This is a genomic window from Cupriavidus basilensis (genome assembly GCF_000832305.1).
GTDB lineage: Bacteria > Pseudomonadota > Gammaproteobacteria > Burkholderiales > Burkholderiaceae > Cupriavidus > Cupriavidus basilensis_F.
Genome location: NZ_CP010537.1, coordinates 3,856,066 through 3,877,386, shown reverse-complemented (window position 1 = coordinate 3,877,386; position 21,321 = coordinate 3,856,066). Strand labels below are relative to the sequence as shown.

The 21,321-nt window shown below is 67.4% G+C and carries 19 protein-coding genes and 1 pseudogene; 15 read left to right on the top strand and 5 right to left on the bottom strand.

Annotated features, from left to right (window positions below):
- The first annotated feature begins 381 nt into the window (after positions 1–381).
- Positions 382–2,433, top strand: coding sequence for an elongation factor G (gene fusA / locus RR42_RS37435; protein WP_043357478.1), 2,052 nt, complete (start codon positions 382–384; stop codon positions 2,431–2,433).
- Position 2,434: 1 nt separating this feature from the next.
- On the opposite strand, the gene RR42_RS37430 is transcribed toward fusA, so the two are convergent.
- From RR42_RS37430 to RR42_RS37420, 3 genes are all read right to left on the bottom strand, one after another.
- The gene (locus tag RR42_RS37430) at positions 2,435–3,139 is read right to left on the bottom strand and encodes a glutathione S-transferase N-terminal domain-containing protein (protein ID WP_043357476.1); all 705 of its coding nucleotides are present in this window, start codon (positions 3,137–3,139) and stop codon (positions 2,435–2,437) included.
- Positions 3,140–3,246: 107 nt separating this feature from the next.
- Positions 3,247–3,525, bottom strand: coding sequence for a type II toxin-antitoxin system HicA family toxin (locus tag RR42_RS37425; RefSeq protein ID WP_043358671.1), 279 nt, complete (start codon positions 3,523–3,525; stop codon positions 3,247–3,249).
- A gap of 106 nt (positions 3,526–3,631) precedes the next feature.
- Positions 3,632–4,369 carry a helix-turn-helix domain-containing protein gene (locus RR42_RS37420; protein ID WP_043357474.1) on the bottom strand — a complete coding sequence of 246 codons (738 nt, stop codon included), beginning with the start codon at positions 4,367–4,369 and terminating at the stop codon, positions 3,632–3,634.
- 101 nt (positions 4,370–4,470) lie between these two features.
- Here RR42_RS37420 and RR42_RS37415 point away from each other — a divergent pair, with 101 nt between their 5' ends.
- The 7 genes from RR42_RS37415 (at position 4,471) to RR42_RS37385 (ending at position 12,018) form a co-directional block, all read left to right on the top strand.
- Positions 4,471–5,337 (top strand): inositol monophosphatase family protein, encoded by an 867-nt coding sequence (locus tag RR42_RS37415; protein ID WP_052495224.1) that lies wholly within the window; start codon positions 4,471–4,473, stop codon positions 5,335–5,337.
- A 370-nt stretch (positions 5,338–5,707) separates the two neighbouring features.
- Positions 5,708–6,505, top strand: a complete 798-nt coding sequence (locus tag RR42_RS37410; RefSeq protein WP_043357472.1) for a PaaX family transcriptional regulator — start codon at positions 5,708–5,710, stop codon at positions 6,503–6,505.
- A gap of 204 nt (positions 6,506–6,709) precedes the next feature.
- Positions 6,710–8,158 (top strand): glucose-6-phosphate dehydrogenase, encoded by a 1,449-nt coding sequence (gene zwf / locus RR42_RS37405; protein ID WP_043357470.1) that lies wholly within the window; start codon positions 6,710–6,712, stop codon positions 8,156–8,158.
- Positions 8,159–8,210: 52 nt separating this feature from the next.
- The gene (gene pgl / locus RR42_RS37400) at positions 8,211–8,891 is read left to right on the top strand and encodes a 6-phosphogluconolactonase (protein ID WP_043357469.1); all 681 of its coding nucleotides are present in this window, start codon (positions 8,211–8,213) and stop codon (positions 8,889–8,891) included.
- The gene (glk, locus tag RR42_RS37395) at positions 8,875–9,933 is read left to right on the top strand and encodes a glucokinase (protein ID WP_052495223.1); all 1,059 of its coding nucleotides are present in this window, start codon (positions 8,875–8,877) and stop codon (positions 9,931–9,933) included. The genes pgl and glk overlap by 17 nt, the downstream gene beginning before the upstream one ends.
- Before the next feature lie 13 nt (positions 9,934–9,946).
- On the top strand, positions 9,947–10,645 hold the full coding sequence (locus RR42_RS37390) for a response regulator transcription factor (protein WP_043358660.1): 699 nt from the start codon (positions 9,947–9,949) through the stop codon (positions 10,643–10,645).
- Positions 10,645–12,018: an ATP-binding protein gene (locus tag RR42_RS37385; RefSeq protein WP_043357465.1), complete on the top strand. Its 1,374-nt coding sequence runs from the start codon at positions 10,645–10,647 to the stop codon at positions 12,016–12,018. The genes RR42_RS37390 and RR42_RS37385 overlap by 1 nt, the downstream gene beginning before the upstream one ends.
- Positions 12,019–12,038: 20 nt before the next feature.
- Here RR42_RS37385 and RR42_RS37380 read toward each other — a convergent pair whose 3' ends face one another.
- Positions 12,039–12,974 carry a 2-hydroxyacid dehydrogenase gene (locus tag RR42_RS37380; protein ID WP_043357463.1) on the bottom strand — a complete coding sequence of 312 codons (936 nt, stop codon included), beginning with the start codon at positions 12,972–12,974 and terminating at the stop codon, positions 12,039–12,041.
- A 251-nt stretch (positions 12,975–13,225) separates the two neighbouring features.
- Here RR42_RS37380 and RR42_RS37375 point away from each other — a divergent pair, with 251 nt between their 5' ends.
- Together RR42_RS37375 and RR42_RS37370 are read left to right on the top strand one after the other, a co-directional pair.
- Entirely contained in the window at positions 13,226–13,948 is a 723-nt protein-coding gene (locus RR42_RS37375) for an SDR family oxidoreductase (protein ID WP_043357461.1), read from the top strand.
- Between the two features lie 152 nt (positions 13,949–14,100).
- Positions 14,101–14,487, top strand: coding sequence for a DUF5329 domain-containing protein (locus tag RR42_RS37370; protein WP_043358657.1), 387 nt, complete (start codon positions 14,101–14,103; stop codon positions 14,485–14,487).
- Between the two features lie 206 nt (positions 14,488–14,693).
- Here the strand turns inward: RR42_RS37370 and RR42_RS37365 are convergent, their stop codons facing one another.
- Complete coding sequence (locus RR42_RS37365) at positions 14,694–16,100, bottom strand: class II fumarate hydratase (protein ID WP_043357460.1); 1,407 nt, start codon at positions 16,098–16,100, stop codon at positions 14,694–14,696.
- Positions 16,101–16,213: 113 nt separating this feature from the next.
- On the opposite strand from RR42_RS37365, the pseudogene RR42_RS39385 reads away from it, so the two are divergent.
- The 5 genes and pseudogenes from RR42_RS39385 to bcsA all read left to right on the top strand — a co-directional run bounded on the left by RR42_RS39385 (position 16,214) and on the right by bcsA (position 21,319).
- A pseudogene (locus RR42_RS39385) lies at positions 16,214–16,634 on the top strand (LysR family transcriptional regulator).
- A 460-nt stretch (positions 16,635–17,094) separates the two neighbouring features.
- The gene (bcsD, locus tag RR42_RS37355) at positions 17,095–17,550 is read left to right on the top strand and encodes a cellulose biosynthesis protein BcsD (protein ID WP_043357457.1); all 456 of its coding nucleotides are present in this window, start codon (positions 17,095–17,097) and stop codon (positions 17,548–17,550) included.
- Between the two features lie 63 nt (positions 17,551–17,613).
- Positions 17,614–18,291, top strand: a complete 678-nt coding sequence (gene bcsP / locus RR42_RS37350; protein ID WP_043357455.1) for a cellulose biosynthesis protein BcsP — start codon at positions 17,614–17,616, stop codon at positions 18,289–18,291.
- A complete protein-coding gene (gene bcsQ / locus RR42_RS37345) occupies positions 18,288–19,061 on the top strand; it encodes a cellulose biosynthesis protein BcsQ (RefSeq protein WP_043357453.1) in 774 nt (257 codons plus the stop codon). Before bcsP ends, bcsQ begins: the two co-directional genes overlap by 4 nt.
- Entirely contained in the window at positions 19,058–21,319 is a 2,262-nt protein-coding gene (gene bcsA, locus RR42_RS37340; RefSeq protein ID WP_173430746.1) for a UDP-forming cellulose synthase catalytic subunit, read from the top strand. Before bcsQ ends, bcsA begins: the two co-directional genes overlap by 4 nt.
- Positions 21,320–21,321 lie beyond the last annotated feature (2 nt).

Below are 21,321 nucleotides of genomic sequence, written 5' to 3'. Positions count from 1 at the left end.
AGGCTGCAAGGCCAGTTCCGGGAACGACGAAACCGATCATCGCCAACCCCGGACGGCCCTCAGGCCCGCCGGGGTTTTGTTTTTTTGTTTCGCCACCATCTGAGACGCCATGCGTACCTACGACAAGTTGATTGCCACGATTCAAACCGGCCAAGGGAACGGGGGCTTGCGCTCGTCCCTTGGTGCGGTAACGGCGTCGTCTGGCGTAGTCACCGAGACCATTGCGTGCCGCATGCGGCATGCCGGCGCCGCCTCGCAAGCGATCCCATAGCCTCCAGGCTGCAGATGCAGTCCGGGAGGCCTCGCAGATCGCCTCCCAGGGACCACAAACACCCTGGCAGGCACGCACCCGCCAGGGTGTTTGCATTCAGGCAGCCCATCATGGAAAGCAGAAACGAAAGCAGAAACGAAAGCAGAAACGAAAGCAGGAAACTCAGGAACATCGGCATCATTGCCCACGTGGACGCGGGCAAGACCACTACGTCGGAACGCATCCTGTTCTACACCGGTGCCAGCCACCGGCTGGGCGAGGTGCATGACGGCGCCGCCACCATGGATTTCGATCCACAGGAGCAGGCGCGCGGCATCACCATCAACAGCGCGGCCACCACCGTGTTCTGGCACGGGCACCAGATCAACCTGATCGATACCCCGGGCCACATCGATTTCAACATCGAGGTGAACCGCTCGCTGCGCGTGCTCGACGGCGCCGTGGTGGTGTTCGACGGCGTGGCCGGCGTGGAGCCGCAGACCGAGACCAACTGGCGCCTGGCGGACCACTACCGCGTGCCCCGCCTCGCCTTCATCAACAAGCTGGACCGCACCGGCGCGGATTTCCTTCGCGTGGCCGGCATGATCGAGGAACGCCTCGGCGTGGTGCCGCTCGTGCTGCAGTTGCCGATCGGCCGCGAAGGCGATTTCCACGGCGTGGTCGATCTCGTCGCCATGCAGGCCCTGCTATGGCAAGGCGGCACGGGCTACGTGACCGATGCCGTGCCGCAGGCGCTGGCGGAGCAGGCCGCGGCCTGGCGCCAGCGTTTGCTGGAAACACTGGCCGAGCAGGACGATGCATTGCTGGAAGACTACCTGGCGGGCCGCGAGCCGGCCGGTGACGCCTTGCGCGCAGCCATCCGGCGCGCGACCATCAGCGGCGCCGTGGTGCCAGTGCTGGCCGGGTCCGCCTTCAAGAACAAGGGCGTGGAGCCGTTGCTCGATGCCGTGACAGCTTACCTGCCTGCGCCTGGCGAAGCGGGCCGTCATGCAGTGAGCGCGGACGCTGACCAGCCGCTGGTGGCGCTCGCCTTCAAGGTCGTACACGACGCGCACGGCACGCTGACGTTCGTGCGCGTGTATCGCGGGCGGCTCGCTGCCGGCGACACCGTGCTCAACGCGGGCAGTGGCAAGCGCGAGCGGGTGGCAAGGCTGTACGAGATGCACGCGGACCGCAAGCAGGAGCTGCGGGTTGCCGTGGCCGGCGACATCGTGGCGATAGCGGGCCTCAAGGCCACCATCACCGGCGACACGCTGACGGATCCCGCGCACCCCATGGTGCTGGAGACGATCGACACGCCCGAGCCGGTGATCGACGTGGCCATCGAGCCGAAGAGCCAGTCCGACCAGGCCGGTTTGTCGCGCGGCCTGCAAGTGCTGGTGCAGGAAGATCCGAGCCTGCGCCTGCGCCTGGATCCGCAGAGCGGGCAGACGTTGCTGTCCGGCATGGGCGAGTTGCAGTTGGAGGTCACGCTGGAGAAGCTGCGCACGCGTTTTCACGTGGAGGTCACGGTAGGCCGCCCGCAGGTGGCGTATCGCGAAACGCTGACCCGTGCCGCCGAGGTGCGCTACCTGCATCGCAAGCAGAGCGGTGGCCCGGGACAGTACGCGGAAGTGGTGCTGCGCTTCGAGCCGCTGGCGCGTGGCGAGGGCGTCCGGTTCGAGAGCCGCATCAGCGGTGGCGCGGTGCCGCGCGAGTTTGTGCCGGCGGTGGAGGCCGGCATCCGGCGCGCGGCCGCGCAGGGCGTGCTCGCGGGCTACCCGGTGGTGGATGTCCAGGCCATCTTGCTGGACGGCAGTTATCACGAGCGCGACTCCTCGGCCCTGGCCTTCGAGACCGCGGCCGCGGCCGCCTTGCGTGAAGCCGCGCGGCAGGCTGCGCCCGTGGTGCTGGAGCCGGTGATGAGCGTGGAAGTGGTGACGCCCGCCGATCATGTGGGCGACGTCATCGGCGAACTCCACCGGCGCCGGGGCATGGTGCGCGGGCAATTGCAACGCGGTGGTGGCAACACCACGGTGGTGCAGGCGCATGTGCCGCTGGCCAGCATGTTCGGCTATATCGGCAGCCTGCGCGCGCTGACCTCGGGCCGCGCCAGCTTTGCCATGCAACTCGATCACTATGCCGCGGCACCCGCCGCGGCGGTGGTGGAGATGGCTGGCTGATCTAGACGCGCTTCGGGATATCCAGGCCCTTGGCCACGGCGGGACGCGCCAGGAAGGCCTCGAGCGCGCGCGTGACGTGGGGGAAGTCCTCGATGCCGACCAGCTCGCCGGCCTCGTAGAACCCGATCAGGTTGCGCACCCAGGGGAAGGTCGCGATGTCGGCAATCGTGTAGGTGTCGCCCATGATCCAGGCGCGGTTCGCCAGGCGTGCGTTGAGCACGGCCAGCAGGCGCCTGGCTTCCGCGACATAGCGGTCGCGCGGGCGCTTGTCCTCGTATTCCTTGCCGGCGAACTTGTTGAAAAATCCCAGTTGCCCGAACATCGGCCCGATGCCCCCCATCTGGAACATCAGCCACTGGATGGTCTCGTAGCGGCCGGCGGGATCTTGCGGGATGAACTTGCCGCTCTTGTCGGCGAGGTAAAGCAGGATCGCGCCGGACTCGAACAGGGCCAGCGGCTGGTCGCCGGGGCCGTTCGGGTCCAGGATGGCGGGAATCTTGTTGTTGGGGCTGATCGACAGGAACTCCGGCGTGTACTGGTCATTGGTGTCGAAGCGCACCAGGTGTGGCTCGTACGGCAGGCCGGTTTCCTCGAGCATGATCGAGACCTTGACGCCATTGGGCGTGGGCAGCGAATAGAGCTGGATCCGCTCCGGGCGCAAGGCTGGCCATTTATTGGTAACGAGGAAGGCGGAAAGATTGGTCATGGAAATCCGTAGGAATGGATGGGCTGGGGCAATGGCTGGCCCTGGCGGCCGATGAGCATGGCCGTGCCGGGGTTCGCCACGGGGCCTGCCCCGGGGCAAGCGCCGGGTCACTTCGGCTTGTCGTCGCCGTCGGGAGGGGTGATGCCGGCGGCGGCCAGGCAATCGCGCAGGTGCTTGATCTCCTGCTTGGCGCAGACATTGCCATGGTGCGGGTGATGAAGGTAGAACTCATACTCGTTGAGCACCACCCTGAAGCGGGCGCCCTGGATCGGGTCCACCTTCGCGCCGAGTTGCTGCAACAGCGACTCCACCTCGCGCCAGTGGATGTTGTTGCTGAGCGGGTGACTGAAGATCGACTGCAGGAGGCTGCGGGATTTGTGGCTCATGGCGCGGTCAGGCTTCTTCGGCGGCAATAGCCGTAGCATACAAGAGCGGGTGGGTTGGCGCTTGCTGCACCCGCGAATGGCCGTGGCCTTGCGCGCCTGTCGCTCCTCAGTCCTTGCCCAGTGCCAGGTAGGCACGCGGCGTGGTGCCGGTGTAACGGCGGAACAGGGCAATGAAGCTGCTGACGCTGGCGTAGCCCAGGCCGAGCGCCACGGCGGTGACGCTTTCGCCTGCCACCAGCCGCTCCATGGCCGCCTGCATGCGCAACTGCTGGCGCCATTGCGCCAGGCTCCAGCCGGTGTCGGCCTGAAAGTGGCGGGTGAGCGTGCGGCGGGCCATGCCGATGCGCGCCGCCCAACCATCCAGGCCGGTGTTGTCGTCCGGGCTGGCCAGCAAGGCGGTGGCCATGCGCAGCAGGCGCGGTTCCTGGGGCATGGGCAGGAACAGCGTTTGTGCCGGCTGGCGGATGAAGTCATCGGCGAAGACCGCCAGGTAATGCGCAAGCACCGGCCCGCACGGCGGCTCGGCTTGCGCCAGCGTGTCGAGCAGCGCGGCCAGCAGCGGCGACAGGCGTACCACTTTGAGGGTTTCCGGCATGGCGGCGCGGCTCCACGCCTCGTCGAAATACAGGCTCATTCCGGCCATCGCGCCATGGATGTGCGCACCGTGCGATGCATACGGCGGCACCCAGCCGATGCAGCCGGTCGGCATCAGCCAGCGCCCGCCGCCGGCCTCGATGCTGACCACGCCGGACTTCACCGTGAACAGCTGACCCTCGGCATGCGCATGCGGTACCTGTTCCCGGGCGGCTTCATGCGCGATCGGTCGGATTTCTCGTAGCGACATCGGTTTGGCCCGTTTCGAATATAAGTTGGCATTTTATCGTTAGATGGCAATGCGGCGAGTGCCTAGACTGGCTGCTCCAACCCAACCAGGAGCGATGCACTGTGAATGCCGACACCAAGACCAACGTCAACGTCAACACTCAGCTCCTCTCCGAACGTCTCAGCCAGCCCGTGGCGGCTGTGCTTGATAGCCTGAGCGCCTTGCTCGCCCAGCAAGGCCGGCTGCTGCGTACGCAGCAGCCACGCAGCGCTCCTGCTGACTTCCAGGCCCTGCGGGCGGCGTTCGAGCAGCACAGCGGCGCCGTCGGCTCGACGCTGAAAAGGGCCTTGCTGGAGCGCTGGCCGCAGATTCCGTTCTCCGACAAGGAACTGGAGAGCGGCGAGCAGCAGGCACCGGAGCATGCCGACGCTTACTGGGTTTGCGACCCCATCGATGGTGCCCTGCACTACCTGAGCGGCATGCCGGGCTGGACCATTGCACTGTGCCTGGTGGTAGAAGGGGTGCCAGCACTGGCGCTGGTGCATGACCCGGCCACCGGGCGGACGTATCGGGCGGTGGCCGGCCAGGGCGCCGATTGCGACGGGGCGCCATTGCGTGCCAACGCGCGTGGGGAGCTGGCCTCGGCGCTGATCACCACGGCGCATCCCAACTGGCCTGGGCAGGTGCGTAACGATACCGCGGCTTTTCTGGATCGCTTTGGCCGTTTGTTGCCGCAGGTGTTCGGGCAGCGCGTATACGGTCCCACGTCGTTGTTGCTGGCGCTGGTTGCCGGTGGCGCGCTGGACGGCTACTGGGAGTGCGGGCAGGATTACTACGACTGGTTGCCAGGCGTGTTGCTGGTGACCGAGGCGGGTGGCGTGGTAACCGCGCTGGATGGCAAGCCGTTTACGTGGGGGTGCCAGGGGATCGTGGCCGCCGGGCCGGCCATGCATGCTGGCTTGCGTTCGGCGCTGGCCCGACAGGGCTGATTTCGCTGCCATTGCATCCCGCCCTGGCTACGCAGAAACGGGTACGCTTTGCCGAGCCGGGGCGTGTTCGCCCCGCCCCCGTCCTGCCCCCGGGGATGCCCTCCTCGAACACGATCGGCGTTGCGCTTGTCGGCGCGGTCCAGAATGACGGTGAGGACCGGGCCGGCTGGGTTTACTATTTACTATCCATGCGCGCATCCTCGGTGCCTGCGCCTGGCAAGGGCGAATCGTACGAATCGGGTACTTTCTAGGTGTTTTTCCACATGCATAAATATTTCATAAAATGATATATTTGTGCCAAGAAAAGAAATATTTCTGGTTTACCCTTCGCGGCATCCTTTACCGCCTACGTTGCTCCCGCTTTCGACCCATGCATGAAATAGAGATCCGCGAGCCCTCGGCGACCGACCTGGTCCTGGACCTGCTCTACGGCCTTCCGGAGCGTACCCTGCCGGTGCAGGCGCTGGCGCGCGGCGCCGAGGTGATGGGCATCGGCACGCCCAGCGTGCGGGTGGCGCTGACGCGCCTGCAGCGCCAGGGCCGCATCGTCAAGACGGAGCGTGGCTGCTACGCGGTGCTGGCGGAAGGCAACCCGGTCTACGACGAGGTAGAGCACTGGTTCGAAAAAGAGAGCCGGCTGGGGCACTGGGCCGGCGACTGGCTGGTGGTGCAAGACGCCGCCGTGGCGCGCAGCGAGAAGACCGCCTGGCGCCACCATGCGCGTGCGCTGTCGTTGTCCGGCTTTCGGGTGCTGGCCGCTGGCATCAACGTGCGCCCGGACAATCTCGCGGGCGGCGCCCCGGCCATGCGCGCAGCGCTGTCCCGGCTCGGCATGGCCAGCGCCAGCCTGCTCTTTGTGGGCCGCGAGTTCGACGCCGATGCCGCCGCGCGCATGGCCCGGTTGTGGGATGTGCCGGCGCTGCAATCCGCGTACCGCCGCGCGCTGGCGCAACTTGAGCGCAGCCAGGCCAAGCTGGCGCGCATGGCGCCGGATGCCGGCGCGCGCGAGGCCATGCTGGTGGGCCGCGCCATCATCCGCGCCATCGTGCGCGATCCGCTGCTGCCCGAGGCCATCATGGACCCGGCGCCCCGCCGCGCCCTGATCGAGGCCACGCGCGCCTACCAGCTCCAGGCTCGCGGCCTGTGGGTGGGGCTGCTGCTCGGCTAGTGCGCAGGCGGCAAACCTCCGGGGCCGCGCCGAGCGTTCCACGCCTCGCCAAGCGGCGGCGACTCAACTAAACTGGCCGGAACTTATGCGGCGCACCGCGGCACTCGGAAAAGTGACGCGCGCTGGTGTTCCTGGAACCCCGCGGGCCCCGCCGGGCTCTTGCGCCGCACTCACGTTGGCCAAGACAAGGAGTACAGGGTGAGCATGCCCGATTTCGACATGGTGCTGTTCGGCGGCACCGGGGACCTGGCGCGGCGCAAGCTGCTGCCGGCGCTGTTCGATGCACACTGCGCGGGTTTGCTTCATCCCAACGCCCGCATTCTTGCCACTGGCAGCCATCCCCTTTCCACCGAGGACTACGTCGGCTCGCTGGAGCAGAGCGTGCGGCCGGGCCTTGAGCATGCGCCGCCCGAAGCCTGGGCCACCTTCCTTGCGCGCATCAGCTATGTGCAGGCCGATGCCCGCGTGCCCGGGCACTTCGACGCGCTGGCAGCCAAGGTGCTGCAGCGCTCGCCCGAGGTGGTGGTGTGCTATCTCGCCACCGGGCCGCATATCTTTGTCCCCATCTGCGAGCAGCTCGCGCGCACCGGGCTCAATCATCCCAATGTCCGCATCGTCCTGGAGAAGCCGCTCGGGCACGACCTGCATTCGTCCGATGCGATCAACTCGGCCGTGGCGCAGTACTTCGCCGAAGACCAGATCTACCGGATCGACCACTACCTGGGCAAGGAGTCGGTGCAGAACCTGATGGCGATCCGCTTTGGCAACGCGCTGTTCGAGCCGCTGTGGCGCCGCGAATGGGTGCAGGACGTGCAGATCACCATCGCCGAGGAGCTTGGCGTGGAAACACGCGGCGAGTTCTACGACAATACCGGCGCGCTGCGCGACATGGTGCAGAACCACCTGCTGCAACTGCTGTGCATGGTGGCGATGGAGCCGCCCACCAGCCTGTCCGAGGATGCGATTCGAGACGAAAAAATCAAGATCCTCAAGGCGCTCAAGCCCATCACGCCGCAGGACGTGGCCGAGAAAACCGTGCGCGGGCAGTACCGGGCCGGCGCCGTTGGCGGCAAGCCGGTGGTGGGCTACCTGGACGAGAAGGGCATCGCGCCCGACAGCCATACCGAGACCTTTGTCGCCATCAAGGCCGAGATCGCCAACTGGCGCTGGTCCGGCGTGCCGTTCTACCTGCGCACCGGCAAGCGCATGCAGTCGCGCGTGGCGGAGATCGTCATCCACTTGCGCGATGTGCCGCACGCCATCTTCCCGCGCCCGTTGACCTTGTCGCCGCAGAACCGGCTGGTGATCCGGCTGCAACCGGAGGAAAGCATCCGCCTGTATTTCCTGGTCAAGCAGCCGGGCGATACGGTGGCGCTCACGGGCACCTCGCTCGACCTGGACTTCGCCAATTCCTTCAAGGTGCGCCGCGCGGGCGCCTACGAGCGCTTGCTGCTCGATGTCATCCGCGGCCGCCTTGGATTGTTCGTGCGGCGCGACGAGCAGGCGCAGGCGTGGCGCTGGGTCGAGCCCATCATCGATACGTGGGCGGGCAGCACCGTGCCGCCCAAGGCGTATACCGCTGGCACATGGGGCCCGGCTTCCTCCTCCGCGCTGATGTCGCGCGACGGCTCGCTCTGGCACGAAGAGGTGTGAGCCGCGAGCGCTGATCGTTGATAGACCCTCATTCAAACAGGAGACACTGCCCATGCGACGCTACGAACATACCTCGGAGGCGGACCTGGCCGAAGCAATGGCGATCTCGGTGGCCCACGCGCTGGAGATCGCCATCGGCGTGAACGGCTGGGCGGTGCTGGCGGTGTCCGGCGGCCGCTCGCCGGTGGCGATGTTCGAGCGCCTTCGCCATCGCACCATCCGCTGGGACGCGGTCACCATCACGCTGGTCGACGAGCGCGTGGTGCCGCCCGACCATGACGACAGCAACGGCGCGCTGGTGCGCCGCCACCTGCTGCGCGAGGCGGCTGGCAAGGCGGCCTTCGTGCCGCTGGTGGCTGACGCCGCCGAAGTGGCCGACCCGGCCGGCGCGGTGGCCCGGCTGAATGCGGCGTGGCGCCAGCCTGACGTGATTGTGCTGGGCATGGGCGAGGACGGCCACACCGCTTCGCTGTTTCCCGAGGCGCCCGAGTTGGAGCAAGCCCTTGCCGAGCCGCAGCCGGGCTATATGGTCACGCATCCGCGCGAGGCGCCGCACGCGCGCATCACGCTGAACCTGGCGGCGCTGCTGGCTGCCGAGCGCGTCTTCGTGTCGTTCGCGGGGCCCGTCAAGACGGCCGTGTTCGCGCGCGCCTGCAAGGGACCCACCCCGGCGCTGCCCATCAGCCTGGTGCTGAGCCGGCACCGGCATGGCACCGATGTCTTCTCGGCCTGACGCCATGCGGCGCTTTCCACGCCTGCTGGGCGATGTCGGCGGCACCAATGTGCGCTTTGCGCTGGAGACCGCGCCGCAGCGCATCGGCCCGGTGACCGCGCTTAAAGTGGCCGATTTCCCCTCGCTCGAGGCTGCCGTGCAGCACTACCTCGGCGGCTTGCCGCCCGGTAGCGCCAGGCCGCGCCACGCGGCCATTGGCCTGGCCAACCCGGTGACCGGCGATCGCGTCAAGCTGACCAATCACGCCTGGGCGTTCTCCATCTCGCAGATGCAGCGCTCGCTGGGCCTGGACCTGCTGCTGGCCATCAACGATTTCACCGCGCTGGCGCTGGGATTGCCACACCTTGGCGCGCACGACCTGACGCTGTTGCGCCAGGGCGTGGCCGTGACCGGCGCGCCGCTCGCGCTGGTGGGGCCGGGCACCGGGCTGGGCGTGTCCGGGCTGGTGCCCGCGCGCTCCGGGCCGGCCGTGGCGCTGGCCGGCGAGGGCGGCCATATCGAGCTGATGCCGCAGACCGAAGACGAATGGACCGCGTGGCGCGCGGCCCAGCAGGCCTTCGGCCGTGTCTCCGCCGAGCGTCTGTTGTCGGGCATGGGGCTATCGCTGACCCATGCGGCGTTGCACGCAGAAACGGGTACGCCCCTGGCGCGCCAGCTCGAGCCGGCAGAGGTAACCGAAGGCGCGATCCACCGGCACGACCCGCTCTGCGAGCGCGCGCTTGCCGTGTTTTGCGGCTTGCTGGGTTCCGTGGCGGCTGATATTGCGCTGGTACTGGGTGCGCGTGGTGGCGTTTACCTGGGCGGCGGCATCGTGCCGCGCTTCGTGCCCGCGCTGCGCAACTCCGCGTTCAACGCGCGCTTTACCGCCAAGGGGCGGTTGAGCGCGTACCTGGAAAGCCTACCGGTTTACGTGATCAACGCGCAGTACCCAGCGCTGCCCGGACTGGCGCAGGCACTGGAGGAAGCGATCACGCACGGCGCCGGCGGCGATGCCGGCGGCGCCGGCCGAGCCAATCCGCGCAACCAACCTAATCCTGCCTGACCCGGACCTGACCATGCGAGTGTTGCTGGTGGAAGACGACGCCATGATCGGCGATAGCGTAAAGCTGGCATTGCGCCAGGAAGGCTTCGCGGTGGACTGGGTGCAGGACGGCGAGGCCGGCCTGGCCGCGGCCACCCAGTCGGGCGGCCCCGAGGGCGAGGCCTGCTATGCGCTGATCCTGCTCGACCTGGGCCTGCCGCGCCGCTCCGGGCTGGAGGTGCTCGCCGCGCTGCGCGCGCGTGGCGTGAATACGCCGGTGCTGATCCTGACCGCGCGCGACGCCGTGGCCGATCGCGTGGCGGGGCTGAACGCCGGCGCCGACGACTACCTCGTCAAGCCCTTCGACCTGCAGGAACTGGCCGCGCGCATGCACGCGCTGGTGCGCCGCGCCGAAGGCCGGGCGGAGCCGTTGCTGCGCTATGGCGGCATCGTGATCAATCCCGTGACCCGCGAAGCCACCCTTGACGGCGAGGCGGTGCGCCTGTCGGCGCGCGAGTTCGGCTTGCTCTCGGCGCTGCTGGCGCGGCCCGGCAAGGTGTGGTCGGTGGCGCAGCTGGAGGAGCGCTTGTACGGCTGGGGCGATGAAGTCGGCAGCAACACGGTGGAGGTCTACATCCACGCGCTGCGCAAGAAATTCGGCGCGGGGTTGATCCGCAATATCCGCGGCGTGGGCTATGTGGTGCCCAAGCTCGAATCCGGGAGCGCGGGCTGATGCGTTCGATCCAGAGAACCCTGCTGTGGTGGCTTGCCCTGGGCCTGCTGGCCGGCATCGCCATTGCTACCGCGCTGATCTACGGGCAGGCCCGGCAGGAAGCCAACGCACTGTTCGACTACCAGATGAAGCAGGTGGCCGCCGCGCTGCCCAGCCAGTTTGCCGATCCGGTGATGCCGCCGTTCGTTGCGCAGCAGTCTCCCGGTGCGCCGGGCTCGCCTGGCGACAGCCTGTTCCATGCCGATGAAGACGTGGTGATCCATATCTGGGACGGCTCCGGGCGCAGCCTGTATCTGTCGCACGCGCATCCCGCGTTGCCGCCGCGCGCCGAGCTGGGGTTTTCCAACGTCAAGACCGCGCAGGGCGAATGGCGGATCTACAGCGTGCAGCTCGGGCTCGGCGTGGTGCAGATTGCCCAGCCGATGTCGGCGCGCAGCGAGGTAGCCGCGCGCATGGCGCTGCGCACAGTGGCGCCCCTGCTGTTGCTGCTGCCGTTGATCGGCTGGCTGGTGTGGGTGGCCGTGGGACGTGGCCTGCGGCCCTTGCGCGAGATCGCCGCCGGGGTGCGCCAGCGTGACGCCAACGCCTTGGCCCCGCTGGCGCTCAGCAGCATGCCGGACGAGATCGCGCCGTTGACCGAGGCGCTCAACCAGTTGCTGGCGCGGCTGTCCCACGCCATCGATACCCAGCGCGCCTTCGTGGCTGACGCCGCGCACGCGCTGCGCACACCGCTGGCCGCGCTGCAGTTGCAGGCCCAGCTGGTGGAGCGCGCCGATACGGCCGAGGAGCGGCAGGAGGCCGTGGGCAAGCTGCGCCAGGGGCTGGAGCGGCTCACGCACATGGTGGCCCAGTTGCTCACGCTGGCGCGCCAGGAGCCCGGCGCGGCAGCGCCCCCGCATGAGCCGGTGGACCTGCGCGCGCTGGCGCAAAGCGTGGTGGCGGAGATGACCCAGGCCGCGCTCGACTGTCACATCGACCTTGGGCTCGACGCTGCCGCCGGGCCGGCCGTGGTGCGCGGCGACGTCGATGCGTTGCGCATCCTGTTGACCAATCTGGTCGACAATGCGCTGCGCTATGTGCCGGCAGGCGGCAGGGTCGATGTGCTGGTTGGCCAGGGACGCGCCATGACGGGCGTAAGGGAAGCGGGTACGCAGAGCGCGGAACTGATCGTGCAGGACGATGGCCCGGGAATTCCCGCCGCCGAGCGCGAGCGCGTGTTCGACCGCTTTTACCGGGTGCCGGAAGCGCCCACCGGGGGCAGCGGGCTGGGCCTGGCCATCGTGGCGGAGATCGCGCAATCGCATGGCGCGCAGGTCTCGCTGGAAGGCGCCGCGCCCGGGCTGCGCGTGCGGGTGGTGTTTCCCGTCGCGTGAGCGCGCGGCGGCGCCTCTCGTCAGCCTATCGGTGTGAGCACAGGCTTGCCGGCAAAATGCAGCCGGCTGTTTTCCTGGAACTGCCGCACCGAAGCGTCGATGGCTTCCGGCGACCAGCCTGCCACGTGCGGGGTCAGAACCACATTGGGGCAGTCGAACAGCGCGGCGGGCGGCTCGGGCTCGGTCTCGTATACGTCAAGGCCGGCGCCGCCGAGCTTGCCGGCGCGCAGGGCATCGGCCAGCGCCGCGGTGTCGAGCACGCTGCCGCGCGCGATATTGACCACGAAACCGCCAGGGCCCAGCTGGGCCAGCACCTTGGCGTCGACCAGGTGGCGGGTGCCCGCGCCGCCGGGCGTGGCGATGATCAGGTAGTCGGCCCATTCGGCCAGCGCGCCGAGGCTGTCGAAATAGCGATACGGCGCGTCGGCGCGCGGGGCCCGGTTGTGATAGCCCACCTCCAGGTCGAAGCCCAGGCCGCGCTGCGCAATACGCCGGCCGATGGTGCCGAGGCCGAGAATCCCCATGCGCTTGCCCGACACATTGGGCTGCAGCGCCAGCGCGGTGCGCCACTTGCCGGCGCGCGTGGCCTGGTCCAGCGCGGGGATGGCGCGCACGGTGGCTAGCAGCAGCGCCATGGCGTGGTCCGCCACGCAGCTGTCGTTGGTGCCGGCGCCATTGGCCACGACGATGCCGCGCGCGCGGGCGTGGGCCACGGCAATGTTCTCGTACCCCGCGCCCAGCGCGCACACCAGCCCCAGCGCGGGCATGGCGTCGATCTCCGCGGCGGTAAGGCCGACCGAGCCGATCGTCAGCACCGCGCGCACGCGGGCGCCGGCCTCCCGGACCTGCGTGGCGCGGGCCGCGCTGTCGGGCGCGTAGCGCACCTCGTATTGTTCGGCAATCCAGGACAGATGCTGGGCGCTGACGTGGCTGAGGACGAGCAGGAGCGGCTTCATGATGGGCAGGAGGTTGTTTCGGGGCGGTTGGCGACCGCTGGGAGGAGGGTGAGCGGACCCGGGACGGGGCCTAAGCTGCACCGCAGCATTGTAGCGGCGGCGCGCCCTCGATTATCAAATGCCTGCCAAGAGTGCTTCCAATCCTGGGTGGATGATCCGCCGGCGCGCCGTGACCATAATGGCTGGCAAGCATGCGGCCTTCCTTCCTGCCGCATGGATTGGCCATTGAAGGAAATTCAAGGAGTCTTGCCATGTTTCCCGATTTCAAGAACGCCAGGGTGCTGGTGGTTGGCGGCAGCTCAGGCATCGGCCTGGCCACCGCGGCTGCCTTTGCCGAGCGCGGCGCCAGCGTCACGATTGCCTCACGCTCGCAGGAAAAAGTCGATGCCGCTGTACGCACGCTGGCCAGCGCCGGCACGGTCGGCGGCGCCACGGTCGATATCACCGACGACGCCAGCGTGGCGCAGTTCATGGACGGCGCCACCCCGTGGGACCACGTTGTGATCTCCGCCGCGCAGACGCCCACCGGCCCGGTGCGCCAGTTGCCGTTGGCCGATGCCTACGCCGCGATGAACAGCAAGTTCTGGGGCGCCTATCGCGTGGCGCGCCTGGTGCCGATCCGCGCGCATGGCTCGCTGACGCTGGTTTCGGGCTTCCTGGGCGTGCGGCCGAGCAAGGCATCGGTGCTGCAGGGCGCCATCAATGCCGCGCTGGACGCGCTTAGCCGCGGCCTGGCGCTGGAACTGTCGCCGGTGCGCGTCAATACCGTCTCCCCGGGTCTGATCGCCACACCGCTGTGGGACAAGCTCGATGGCGCCGCGCGCACGGCCATGTTCGAAAACGTGGCCGCGCGGCTCCCGGCGCAGCGCATTGGCCAGCCTGAAGACGTGGCGCAGGCCATCCTTTACCTGGCCGGGACTGGCTTTGCCACGGGTTCTACGGTGCTGCTCGATGGCGGTGGCGCGATCGGCTGACGCTCCGGATTGTTACGCAGAAACGGGTACGCTTTGCCGCGCGGGCAGTTGGTTCCGCCCGCGCGGCGGGCGCTCTGGCCATTCGTCAAGCCTTGAACCGGAGCGGGAATGCCGCTCTAATGCAGCGGATGCGACTGATCGACTCCGTGAAAATGAAGCCTGCCTTCCTGTCCGCCCTGCTCCTGGCCACCGTGCTGGCAGTCCCCATGGCCCCCGCCGCAGCGGCGCCGCCGCCCGCCACGCAGGCCGAGGTCACCCATCTCTTTGCCTACCTGGCCGGCTCGAATTGCCAGTTCAACCGCAATGGCAGCTGGTTTTCAGCGCCAGATGCGGCTGCCCACCTCAAGAAGAAATACGACTACCTGGCCGACAAGGGCGTCATTGGCACCAGCGAGCGCTTTATCGAACTGGGCGCGAGCAAGAGCAGCGTCAGCGGCAAGCCTTACCTGGTCAAGTGCGGCCAGGCCCAGCCGGTGGAGAGCGCTCCGTGGCTAGGCGCCGAACTGGCGCGCTATCGGCAGAAGGCCGCGGGCAAGTAGGCGCGAGCCTCTTTCTTGCCGTTGCAGGTGGGGTTTGAAGGCACGCAGAAACGGGTACGCTTTTGCTTTTCGGCAACAAAGGCCGGCCCATGCACCTTGTCAGGCGGCCACTGATAGCAAACCGGCGTTCGCCGAACCCTATGCGCCGTGTGCGAGAAGGGCCAGCGCTAAGCGGCGGCCTCATATCGCGAGCCTGATTGGCGGCCTCATATTTCCCTGGTCATGTCCTTCAGGTCGACCCATGCATCGAACTGGGCCGCCGTGACATGTCCCGAAGCGAGCGCAGCCTCGCGCAGCGGCAGGCCGCGCGTGAGCGCCAGCCTGGCGATTTCGGCGGCGCGGTCGTAGCCGAGGTGCGGGTTGAGCGCGGTCACGGGCATCAGCGAGCGCCCGAGCATCTCGGCGATGCGCTCGCGATCCGCCTGTACCCCCTGCACCATGCGTTCGGCAAAGCTCGCAGCGGCATCGGCAAGCAGCGTGACCGATTGCAGCAGGCTGTAGATGATCACGGGCTTGTACGCGTTGAGCTCGAGCGTGCCGAGGCCATTGGCCAGCGTGACGGTGGTGTGGTTGCCGATCACCCGGCAGCACACCATGGCCAGCGCCTCGGCCTGGGTGGGATTGACCTTGCCCGGCATGATCGAAGAGCCGGGTTCGTTGGCCGGCAGGATCAGTTCGGCAAAGCCCGCGCGCGGGCCGGAGCCGAGCAGCATGAAATCGCGCGCGATTTTCAGGAAGGACGATGCCGTGGTGTTGAGCGCGCCCGACAGGTCGGCCAGCGCATCGTGCGAGGCTTGCAGCGCATAGCGGTTCGGCGCGGGCTCGAACGGCAGGCCCGTGTAGTCCGACAGCGCGCGCGCAAAGGCCGCGGCAAAACCATGCGGTGCATTCAGCCCGGTGCCCACTGCGGTGCCGCCCTGCGGCACCGGCATGGCGCGCAGCATGGCCTGGCGCAGGCGCGACTGGGCATCGCCTACCTGGGCTTCGTAGCCGGAGAACTCCTGGCCGAGCGTCAGCGGCACGGCGTCCTGCAAGTGCGTGCGGCCCACCTTGACGATGTCGCCAAACGCGTCCACCTTGCGCCCGAGCGCCTGCTGCAAGCGCTCCAGCGCGGGCAGCAGTTGCAGCTGGATCGCCCGGGTGGCGGCGATATGCATCGCCGTGGGAAAGCTGTCGTTTGAAGACTGGCTGGCGTTGACGTGATCGTTGGGGTGCACCGGCTGCTTCGCGCCCGGCTCGCCGCCTAGCAGCTGGATCGCACGGTTGGCAATGACCTCGTTCAGGTTCATGTTGGTCTGCGTGCCGGAGCCGGTCTGCCAGACCGAGAGCGGAAACTCTCCCGGCCACTTGCCGGCGATGATCTCCTGCGCCGCCGCCTCGATGGCGTGGGCCAGTTCCGGCTTGAGCACGTGCAGCGCTCGATTTGCACGCGCTGCGCAGAGCTTGAGGATGGCGAATGCTTCGATCAGCGCGGGCGGCATCGTCTCGCAGCCGATACGGAAGTTCTGGCGCGAACGCTCGGTCTGCGCGCCCCACAGGTGCCGGGCAGGCACCGGTATGTCGCCCAGGCTGTCGGTCTCGATCCGGGTGGCGTCCTGCTTGCGCTCGGGCATGGCATTCTCCTGTTCGGCCGAAGGCGGCGTGGCAACAGATCCCCGGGCCTTAGAATACGCCCCCGGCTGCAACGGCGCCCGATTCACCCGCGCTATCACCACGCGTCTGCAGCATGCCCATTGCCCAGCTCAAATCCTTCTTCATGGTCGCCCGCATCGGCAGCGTGACCCAGGCAGCCAAGCGGCTCGGCCTGTCGCTGCCGACCATCACCGCCCAGATCCGCGCGCTGGAGGAGGCCTGCGGCGTCGAGCGGTTCCATCGCGGCGGGCGGCGGCTGGCCCCGTCGGGTGCCGATAGCCGCGCTGGCCGGTTGCCGGCCGCTGATGCGCGAGGTGGTCATTCGCGGACCCGGTGTATCCGTCATTGCCCGCCACGAGGTGTCGAGCCATCCACAGCTGAAAATGCGGGATTTTGAGGATAGTAGCGAGGAAATGAGTGAGTATCTTTATTTTTTTCGCGAACGGCGCGGGGCGCGCCTGATCGATGCGTTCGTCGCCGCGGCCCGCTCCGGCGCGCAAGTCATGCCGGACTAGTCCGCAGTCGCTTGCTTGACTGCCACGGGTCCGGTCCTATCGTTTCTCGCCCAAAACCCGCGCTATTTCCCCACATGGAGAAATTACATGCACTGGTCTGCGACTTATCGCGCCAGAATGGCATCGTGGGCAGTCTTTGCGGACCGGCAGCAGTACCTTACTGCGCTAATGTAGAGACATTAAACTGGCAACGTAAAGTGTTCCCCGCTTCGGAAGGGGGTGGGTTTCCCTATGACGTGGAAACTGTCAGGCTTGGGTCGACCGCAAAAGGCCGTGGCGCCTGCCCGCGCGGGAAATCGCCCGGATCGGGGCACGGCGGCCGCCGTTGTGGATGTTGCGAGGATGGAACATAACCATTGTTGCTCGCAAAGCATTTGCCCAGATCGCAGGGTTGGTAAGAAAATGACGCTCCAACAATAAGAAGAATATTGACAGTAAGCCATTAAAACAGGATCTCGGGGTGAATCAAGCAATTCTGCAATATCTCACTGAGCGGCATTGCTCGTCGCAATGGCGTGATGTACTGTCGGCGCTCGCCGAAGAACTATCCGAGACCATGGACGTGGCTGGCCTGCGCGCCGTGATGTGGCGTGTTGGTGCGCGATTTGCCAAGCGTTTTGATCCTGGCGCCTGCGCGACGCTTGCCGAGCTGGAGCGCGCCGTCGCGCAGATCTGGCTGGATGTGGACTGGGGCTGGACCAGCATCGAGGATGTGGGGGGGGCTCTGGTGGTCCGGCATTTCTGCGCGCCGCTGAACGCGGCGCTGGGAGACGGAGCCGACACCTGGTCGCCGGCATTCCTGGAGGGGGCGTACCAGCACTGGTTCCGCATGCTCGGCTCGTCCGAGGCCCTGCGGGTCAGCCAAAGTACACCGATCGATGCCACCGGATGCGTGGAATTCCGGTTCGGGCGTTGAAGAGCCGCTAGCGGTTTGCGGCAGTTCTGGCGCTGGCGCACAGCCTTGCGTGAGTGAGATCCCATGAGTCAATCCGACGATTTGTCCAAGCTGTTCCATCGTTTCGGCGGCAAGGCCGAGTCATACAAAGAGATCGTGCGCGAAGACGCGGCGATGCAGGCGCGCGAGCGCTGGCCGCTGCTGACGTCCGTGCGGGTCGACCGCGCCGCCGTAGTGCCTCCCGTGCAGCCCGCCGCGCCGCATGCGCATGAGGCTGCCGGTGCGGCAGCGGCACAGGCCGCGCCGCCCGCGCCATTGTGGCGCGCGGCCCTGCCGGCAGGCGAGCTTGCGCCTGCCGCGGAGCCGGCTCACGCCGCCGAGGCTGTGCCCGCTCAGGTTGCCCCCCCGGCTGCTTTGGCGGCAACGGGCGTGCCCGCCTCGGCGATGATGCCGCGTTTTCGCACGCCGCAAGGCATGGCGCCGGTGATGTCGGCCCCGATGCCGCTTTCAGCGCCGGAAGTTGCCGCTGCGTCGCCTCCATCGGCAGCCGTAGCGAACCCGGCGGTTGTCCCCGCGCCCCAGCCGGCCAGCATTTGGTCCCCGGCGGCTCCCGCGGCCGCGCCGCCGGCTGAGCCGGCCCGCCCCGCCGACACCGAATTATCCAAGGTGTTCGCCCGCCTAGAAGGCCGCCAGGAGCCCGCCACCACCAGCGAGCGCGCACCCGCGCGCCGCTCCTTTCTAGATCGGCTGAATCGCTCGTGAAGATCATTGCTGTTGTCTCGGCCAAAGGCGGCGTGGGCAAGACCACGCTGTCGGCCAACCTGGCCGAAGCGCTGGCGGTTGCCGGCGAGAACGTACTCGCCGTGGACCTGGATCCGCAGAATGCGCTGCGCCTGCATTTCGGCATGCCGCCGCAGGAAGTTGCCGGGCATGCGCGCGCCACGCTGGCCGCAGAAGCGTGGCAGCAGAGCATGTACAAGGGCCGCTCCCGCGTGCTGGTCATGCCGTTCGGCTCACTCAACGAGACCGACCGCTCCGCGTTTGAAGCGCACCTCTCCACCCATCCGGGATGGCTGCGCGCCCAGCTTGCCGGACTTGGCCTGGGCCGCGACGATGTCGTTGTGATTGATACGCCGCCGGGCCCGTCGCCATACATGCGCCAGGCACTGTCATGTGCGCAGCTGTGCCTGATGGTGTCGCTGCCGGATGCCGCGTCCTACGCCACCATGCCCCTGATGGAAGACCTGATCCGCACCTATTGCGAGGGCCGGCCCGATTACCTGGGCCATATGCTGGTGATCAACCAGGTCGACGTGAGCCGTCAGCTTGGCAAAGATGTGGTGCAGGTGCTGCGCGCCCAGCTCGGCGAGCGTGTGCTGGGCGTGATCCACCAGGACCAGGCGGTGGCGGAGGCGCTGGCCTACGACCGCAGCGTGCTCGAGTACAACCCTCACAGCCAGGCCACGCACGACCTGCAGCGCTGCGCTGCATGGGTGCGCCAGGCCCTGGCCGCTTACGGAGAGGCCGCGTGAAGCCAGCCAAGGCAAAAGCCGCCGCGGCGCCCAAGGGCGCACGGGCCAAGGGCAAGGACAAAGTCAAAAGCAAGGTCAACGACAAGCCCAACGCGCTGTCGGCCGCATTGCAGCGATTCGGCAACACCTTCGTCGCGCTTCCCTTTTGGGATAGCGCCGTGGCGCGGTTGCTGGCCTTGCTGGCCGGGTTGTTCATGTTTGCGCTGGTCATCACGGTGCCGCTGGATTTCTGGCAGCAGGTCGGGTTTGCCGCGGTGTGCTTCGGGCTGGCGGTCTGGCTGAACCGGGTCAAGGGCCACCTCGCCACGCTGATGATGGTGATCCTGTCGATCGCGGCGTCCAGCCGTTATATGTACTGGCGCCTGACGGAAACGGTGGGGCTGGGCGGCTGGTTCGACTCCGCTTTTGGCATTGGCCTGGTGCTGGCAGAGATCTACGCGTTCGTGGTGCTGATGCTGGGCTACTTCCAGACCGCGTGGCCGCTCAAGCGCCGTCCGGTGGCCATGCCCGCGGACATTGCCAGCTGGCCGACCGTGGATATCTTCATCCCGACCTACAACGAGCCGCTGTCGGTGGTCAAGCCGACGGTATTCGCGGCGATGTCGCTGGACTGGCCGCGCGACAAGATCAACGTCTACGTGCTGGATGACGGCCGGCGCGAGGAATTCCGCGAGTTTTGCGAGAAGGTTGGCGTTACCCATGTGACGCGTAACCACAATCGCCACGCCAAGGCAGGCAACATCAACGAAGCGCTCAAGGGCACGCACGGCGAGTATGTGGCGATTTTCGATTGCGACCACATTCCCACGCGCTCCTTCCTGCAAATCAGCATGGGCTGGTTCCTCAAGGACCCCAAGCTGGCCATGCTGCAGACGCCGCACTATTTCTTCTCGCCCGATCCGTTCGAGAAGAACCTGCGCACATTCCAGGAGGTCCCCAACGAGGGCGAATTGTTCTACGGCCTGGTGCAGGACGGCAACGACCTGTGGGACGCTACCTTCTTCTGCGGTTCGTGCGCCGTGATCCGCCGGGCGCCGTTGCTGGAAGTGGGCGGCATTGCGGTGGAAACCGTGACCGAGGACGCACACACCGCGCTCAAGCTGCACCGCAAGGGCTACGGCACCGCCTACCTGGCGATCCCCCAGGCTGCGGGGCTGGCCACGGAAAGCCTCTCCGGCCACGTCGGGCAGCGCATTCGCTGGGCCCGGGGCATGGCGCAGATCTGCCGGGTGGACAACCCGCTGTTCGGGCCGGGCCTGTCGATCCCGCAGCGGCTGTGCTACCTCAATGCCATGCTGCACTTCTTCTACGGCTTGCCGCGGCTGGTGTTCCTGACGGCGCCGCTGGCCTACCTGCTGTTCGGCGCCCACGTGATCCAGGCCTCGGCGCTGACCATCGCCACCTTCGCGCTGCCGCACCTGCTGCACGCGAACATGACCAACTCGCGCATACAGGGCAAGTTCCGCCATTCGTTCTGGAACGAGGTGTACGAATCCGTGCTTGCGTGGTACATCATGCGGCCCGTGCTGGTGGCGTTCGTCAACCCTGCGGCCGGCAAGTTCAACGTGACGCCCAAGGGCGGCGTGATCGAGGAAGCCTACTTCGACTGGGTAATCTCGCGGCCTTACCTGGTGCTGCTGCTGTTCAACGTGCTGGGCGTGGTGGTGGGCTTCCTGCGGCTGTTCCTGTGGAACCAGTTCGAGGCCACCACCGTGGTGCTCAACCTGATCTGGACGTTCTACAACCTGATCATCCTCGGCGCCTCCATTGCGGTCGCCAGCGAGACGCGCCAGATCCGCGTGGCGCACCGCGTGGCGATGAAACTGCCTGCCACCCTGCACTTTCCCGATGGCCGCACGCTGGTGTGCGAGACCATCGATTTCGCCGAGGGCGGCATCGGCATGCGGCTGCCGCCGGGTATGAAGGCAGCTGTGGGCGAGCAGGTGCAGATCTCGCTTTACCTGCAGAACGACGAGCACATGTTCCCCGCCAAGGTGGTGTTCCAGGGCGACACGCACACCGGCCTGGAGCTGGCGGAAATGAGCCCGCGCGAGGAGATGGCTTTCGTGCAGTGCACCTTTGCGCGAGCCGACGCGTGGATCGATTCGTGGGGCCGCAAGCGGCCGGATGCCCCGGGGCTGGCCGCCGGCCAGATCCTGCGCATTGGCCTGCTTGGCTTCCATAACGTGATGTTCCACCTCGGGCGCGAGATGCGCCAATTGTTGCGCCGTCCAGAACCTGGCGCTTCCACCCGGTGATC

What these genes read in the sequence shown, in the direction of transcription:
- fusA (WP_043357478.1), top strand. Translation starts at nt 382, where the DNA reads ATGGAAAGCAGAAACGAAAGCAGAAACGAAAGCAGAAACGAAAGCAGG.
- RR42_RS37385 (WP_043357465.1), top strand. Translation starts at nt 10,645, where the DNA reads ATGCGTTCGATCCAGAGAACCCTGCTGTGGTGGCTTGCCCTGGGCCTG.
- zwf (WP_043357470.1), top strand. Translation starts at nt 6,710, where the DNA reads ATGCCCGATTTCGACATGGTGCTGTTCGGCGGCACCGGGGACCTGGCG.
- RR42_RS37370 (WP_043358657.1), top strand. Translation starts at nt 14,101, where the DNA reads ATGAAGCCTGCCTTCCTGTCCGCCCTGCTCCTGGCCACCGTGCTGGCA.
- glk (WP_052495223.1), top strand. Translation starts at nt 8,875, where the DNA reads ATGTCTTCTCGGCCTGACGCCATGCGGCGCTTTCCACGCCTGCTGGGC.
- RR42_RS37390 (WP_043358660.1), top strand. Translation starts at nt 9,947, where the DNA reads ATGCGAGTGTTGCTGGTGGAAGACGACGCCATGATCGGCGATAGCGTA.
- RR42_RS37380 (WP_043357463.1), bottom strand. Translation starts at nt 12,974, where the DNA reads ATGAAGCCGCTCCTGCTCGTCCTCAGCCACGTCAGCGCCCAGCATCTG.
- pgl (WP_043357469.1), top strand. Translation starts at nt 8,211, where the DNA reads ATGCGACGCTACGAACATACCTCGGAGGCGGACCTGGCCGAAGCAATG.
- RR42_RS37410 (WP_043357472.1), top strand. Translation starts at nt 5,708, where the DNA reads ATGCATGAAATAGAGATCCGCGAGCCCTCGGCGACCGACCTGGTCCTG.
- RR42_RS37430 (WP_043357476.1), bottom strand. Translation starts at nt 3,139, where the DNA reads ATGACCAATCTTTCCGCCTTCCTCGTTACCAATAAATGGCCAGCCTTG.
- RR42_RS37375 (WP_043357461.1), top strand. Translation starts at nt 13,226, where the DNA reads ATGTTTCCCGATTTCAAGAACGCCAGGGTGCTGGTGGTTGGCGGCAGC.
- bcsP (WP_043357455.1), top strand. Translation starts at nt 17,614, where the DNA reads ATGAGTCAATCCGACGATTTGTCCAAGCTGTTCCATCGTTTCGGCGGC.
- RR42_RS37365 (WP_043357460.1), bottom strand. Translation starts at nt 16,100, where the DNA reads ATGCCCGAGCGCAAGCAGGACGCCACCCGGATCGAGACCGACAGCCTG.
- RR42_RS37420 (WP_043357474.1), bottom strand. Translation starts at nt 4,369, where the DNA reads ATGTCGCTACGAGAAATCCGACCGATCGCGCATGAAGCCGCCCGGGAA.
- RR42_RS37425 (WP_043358671.1), bottom strand. Translation starts at nt 3,525, where the DNA reads ATGAGCCACAAATCCCGCAGCCTCCTGCAGTCGATCTTCAGTCACCCG.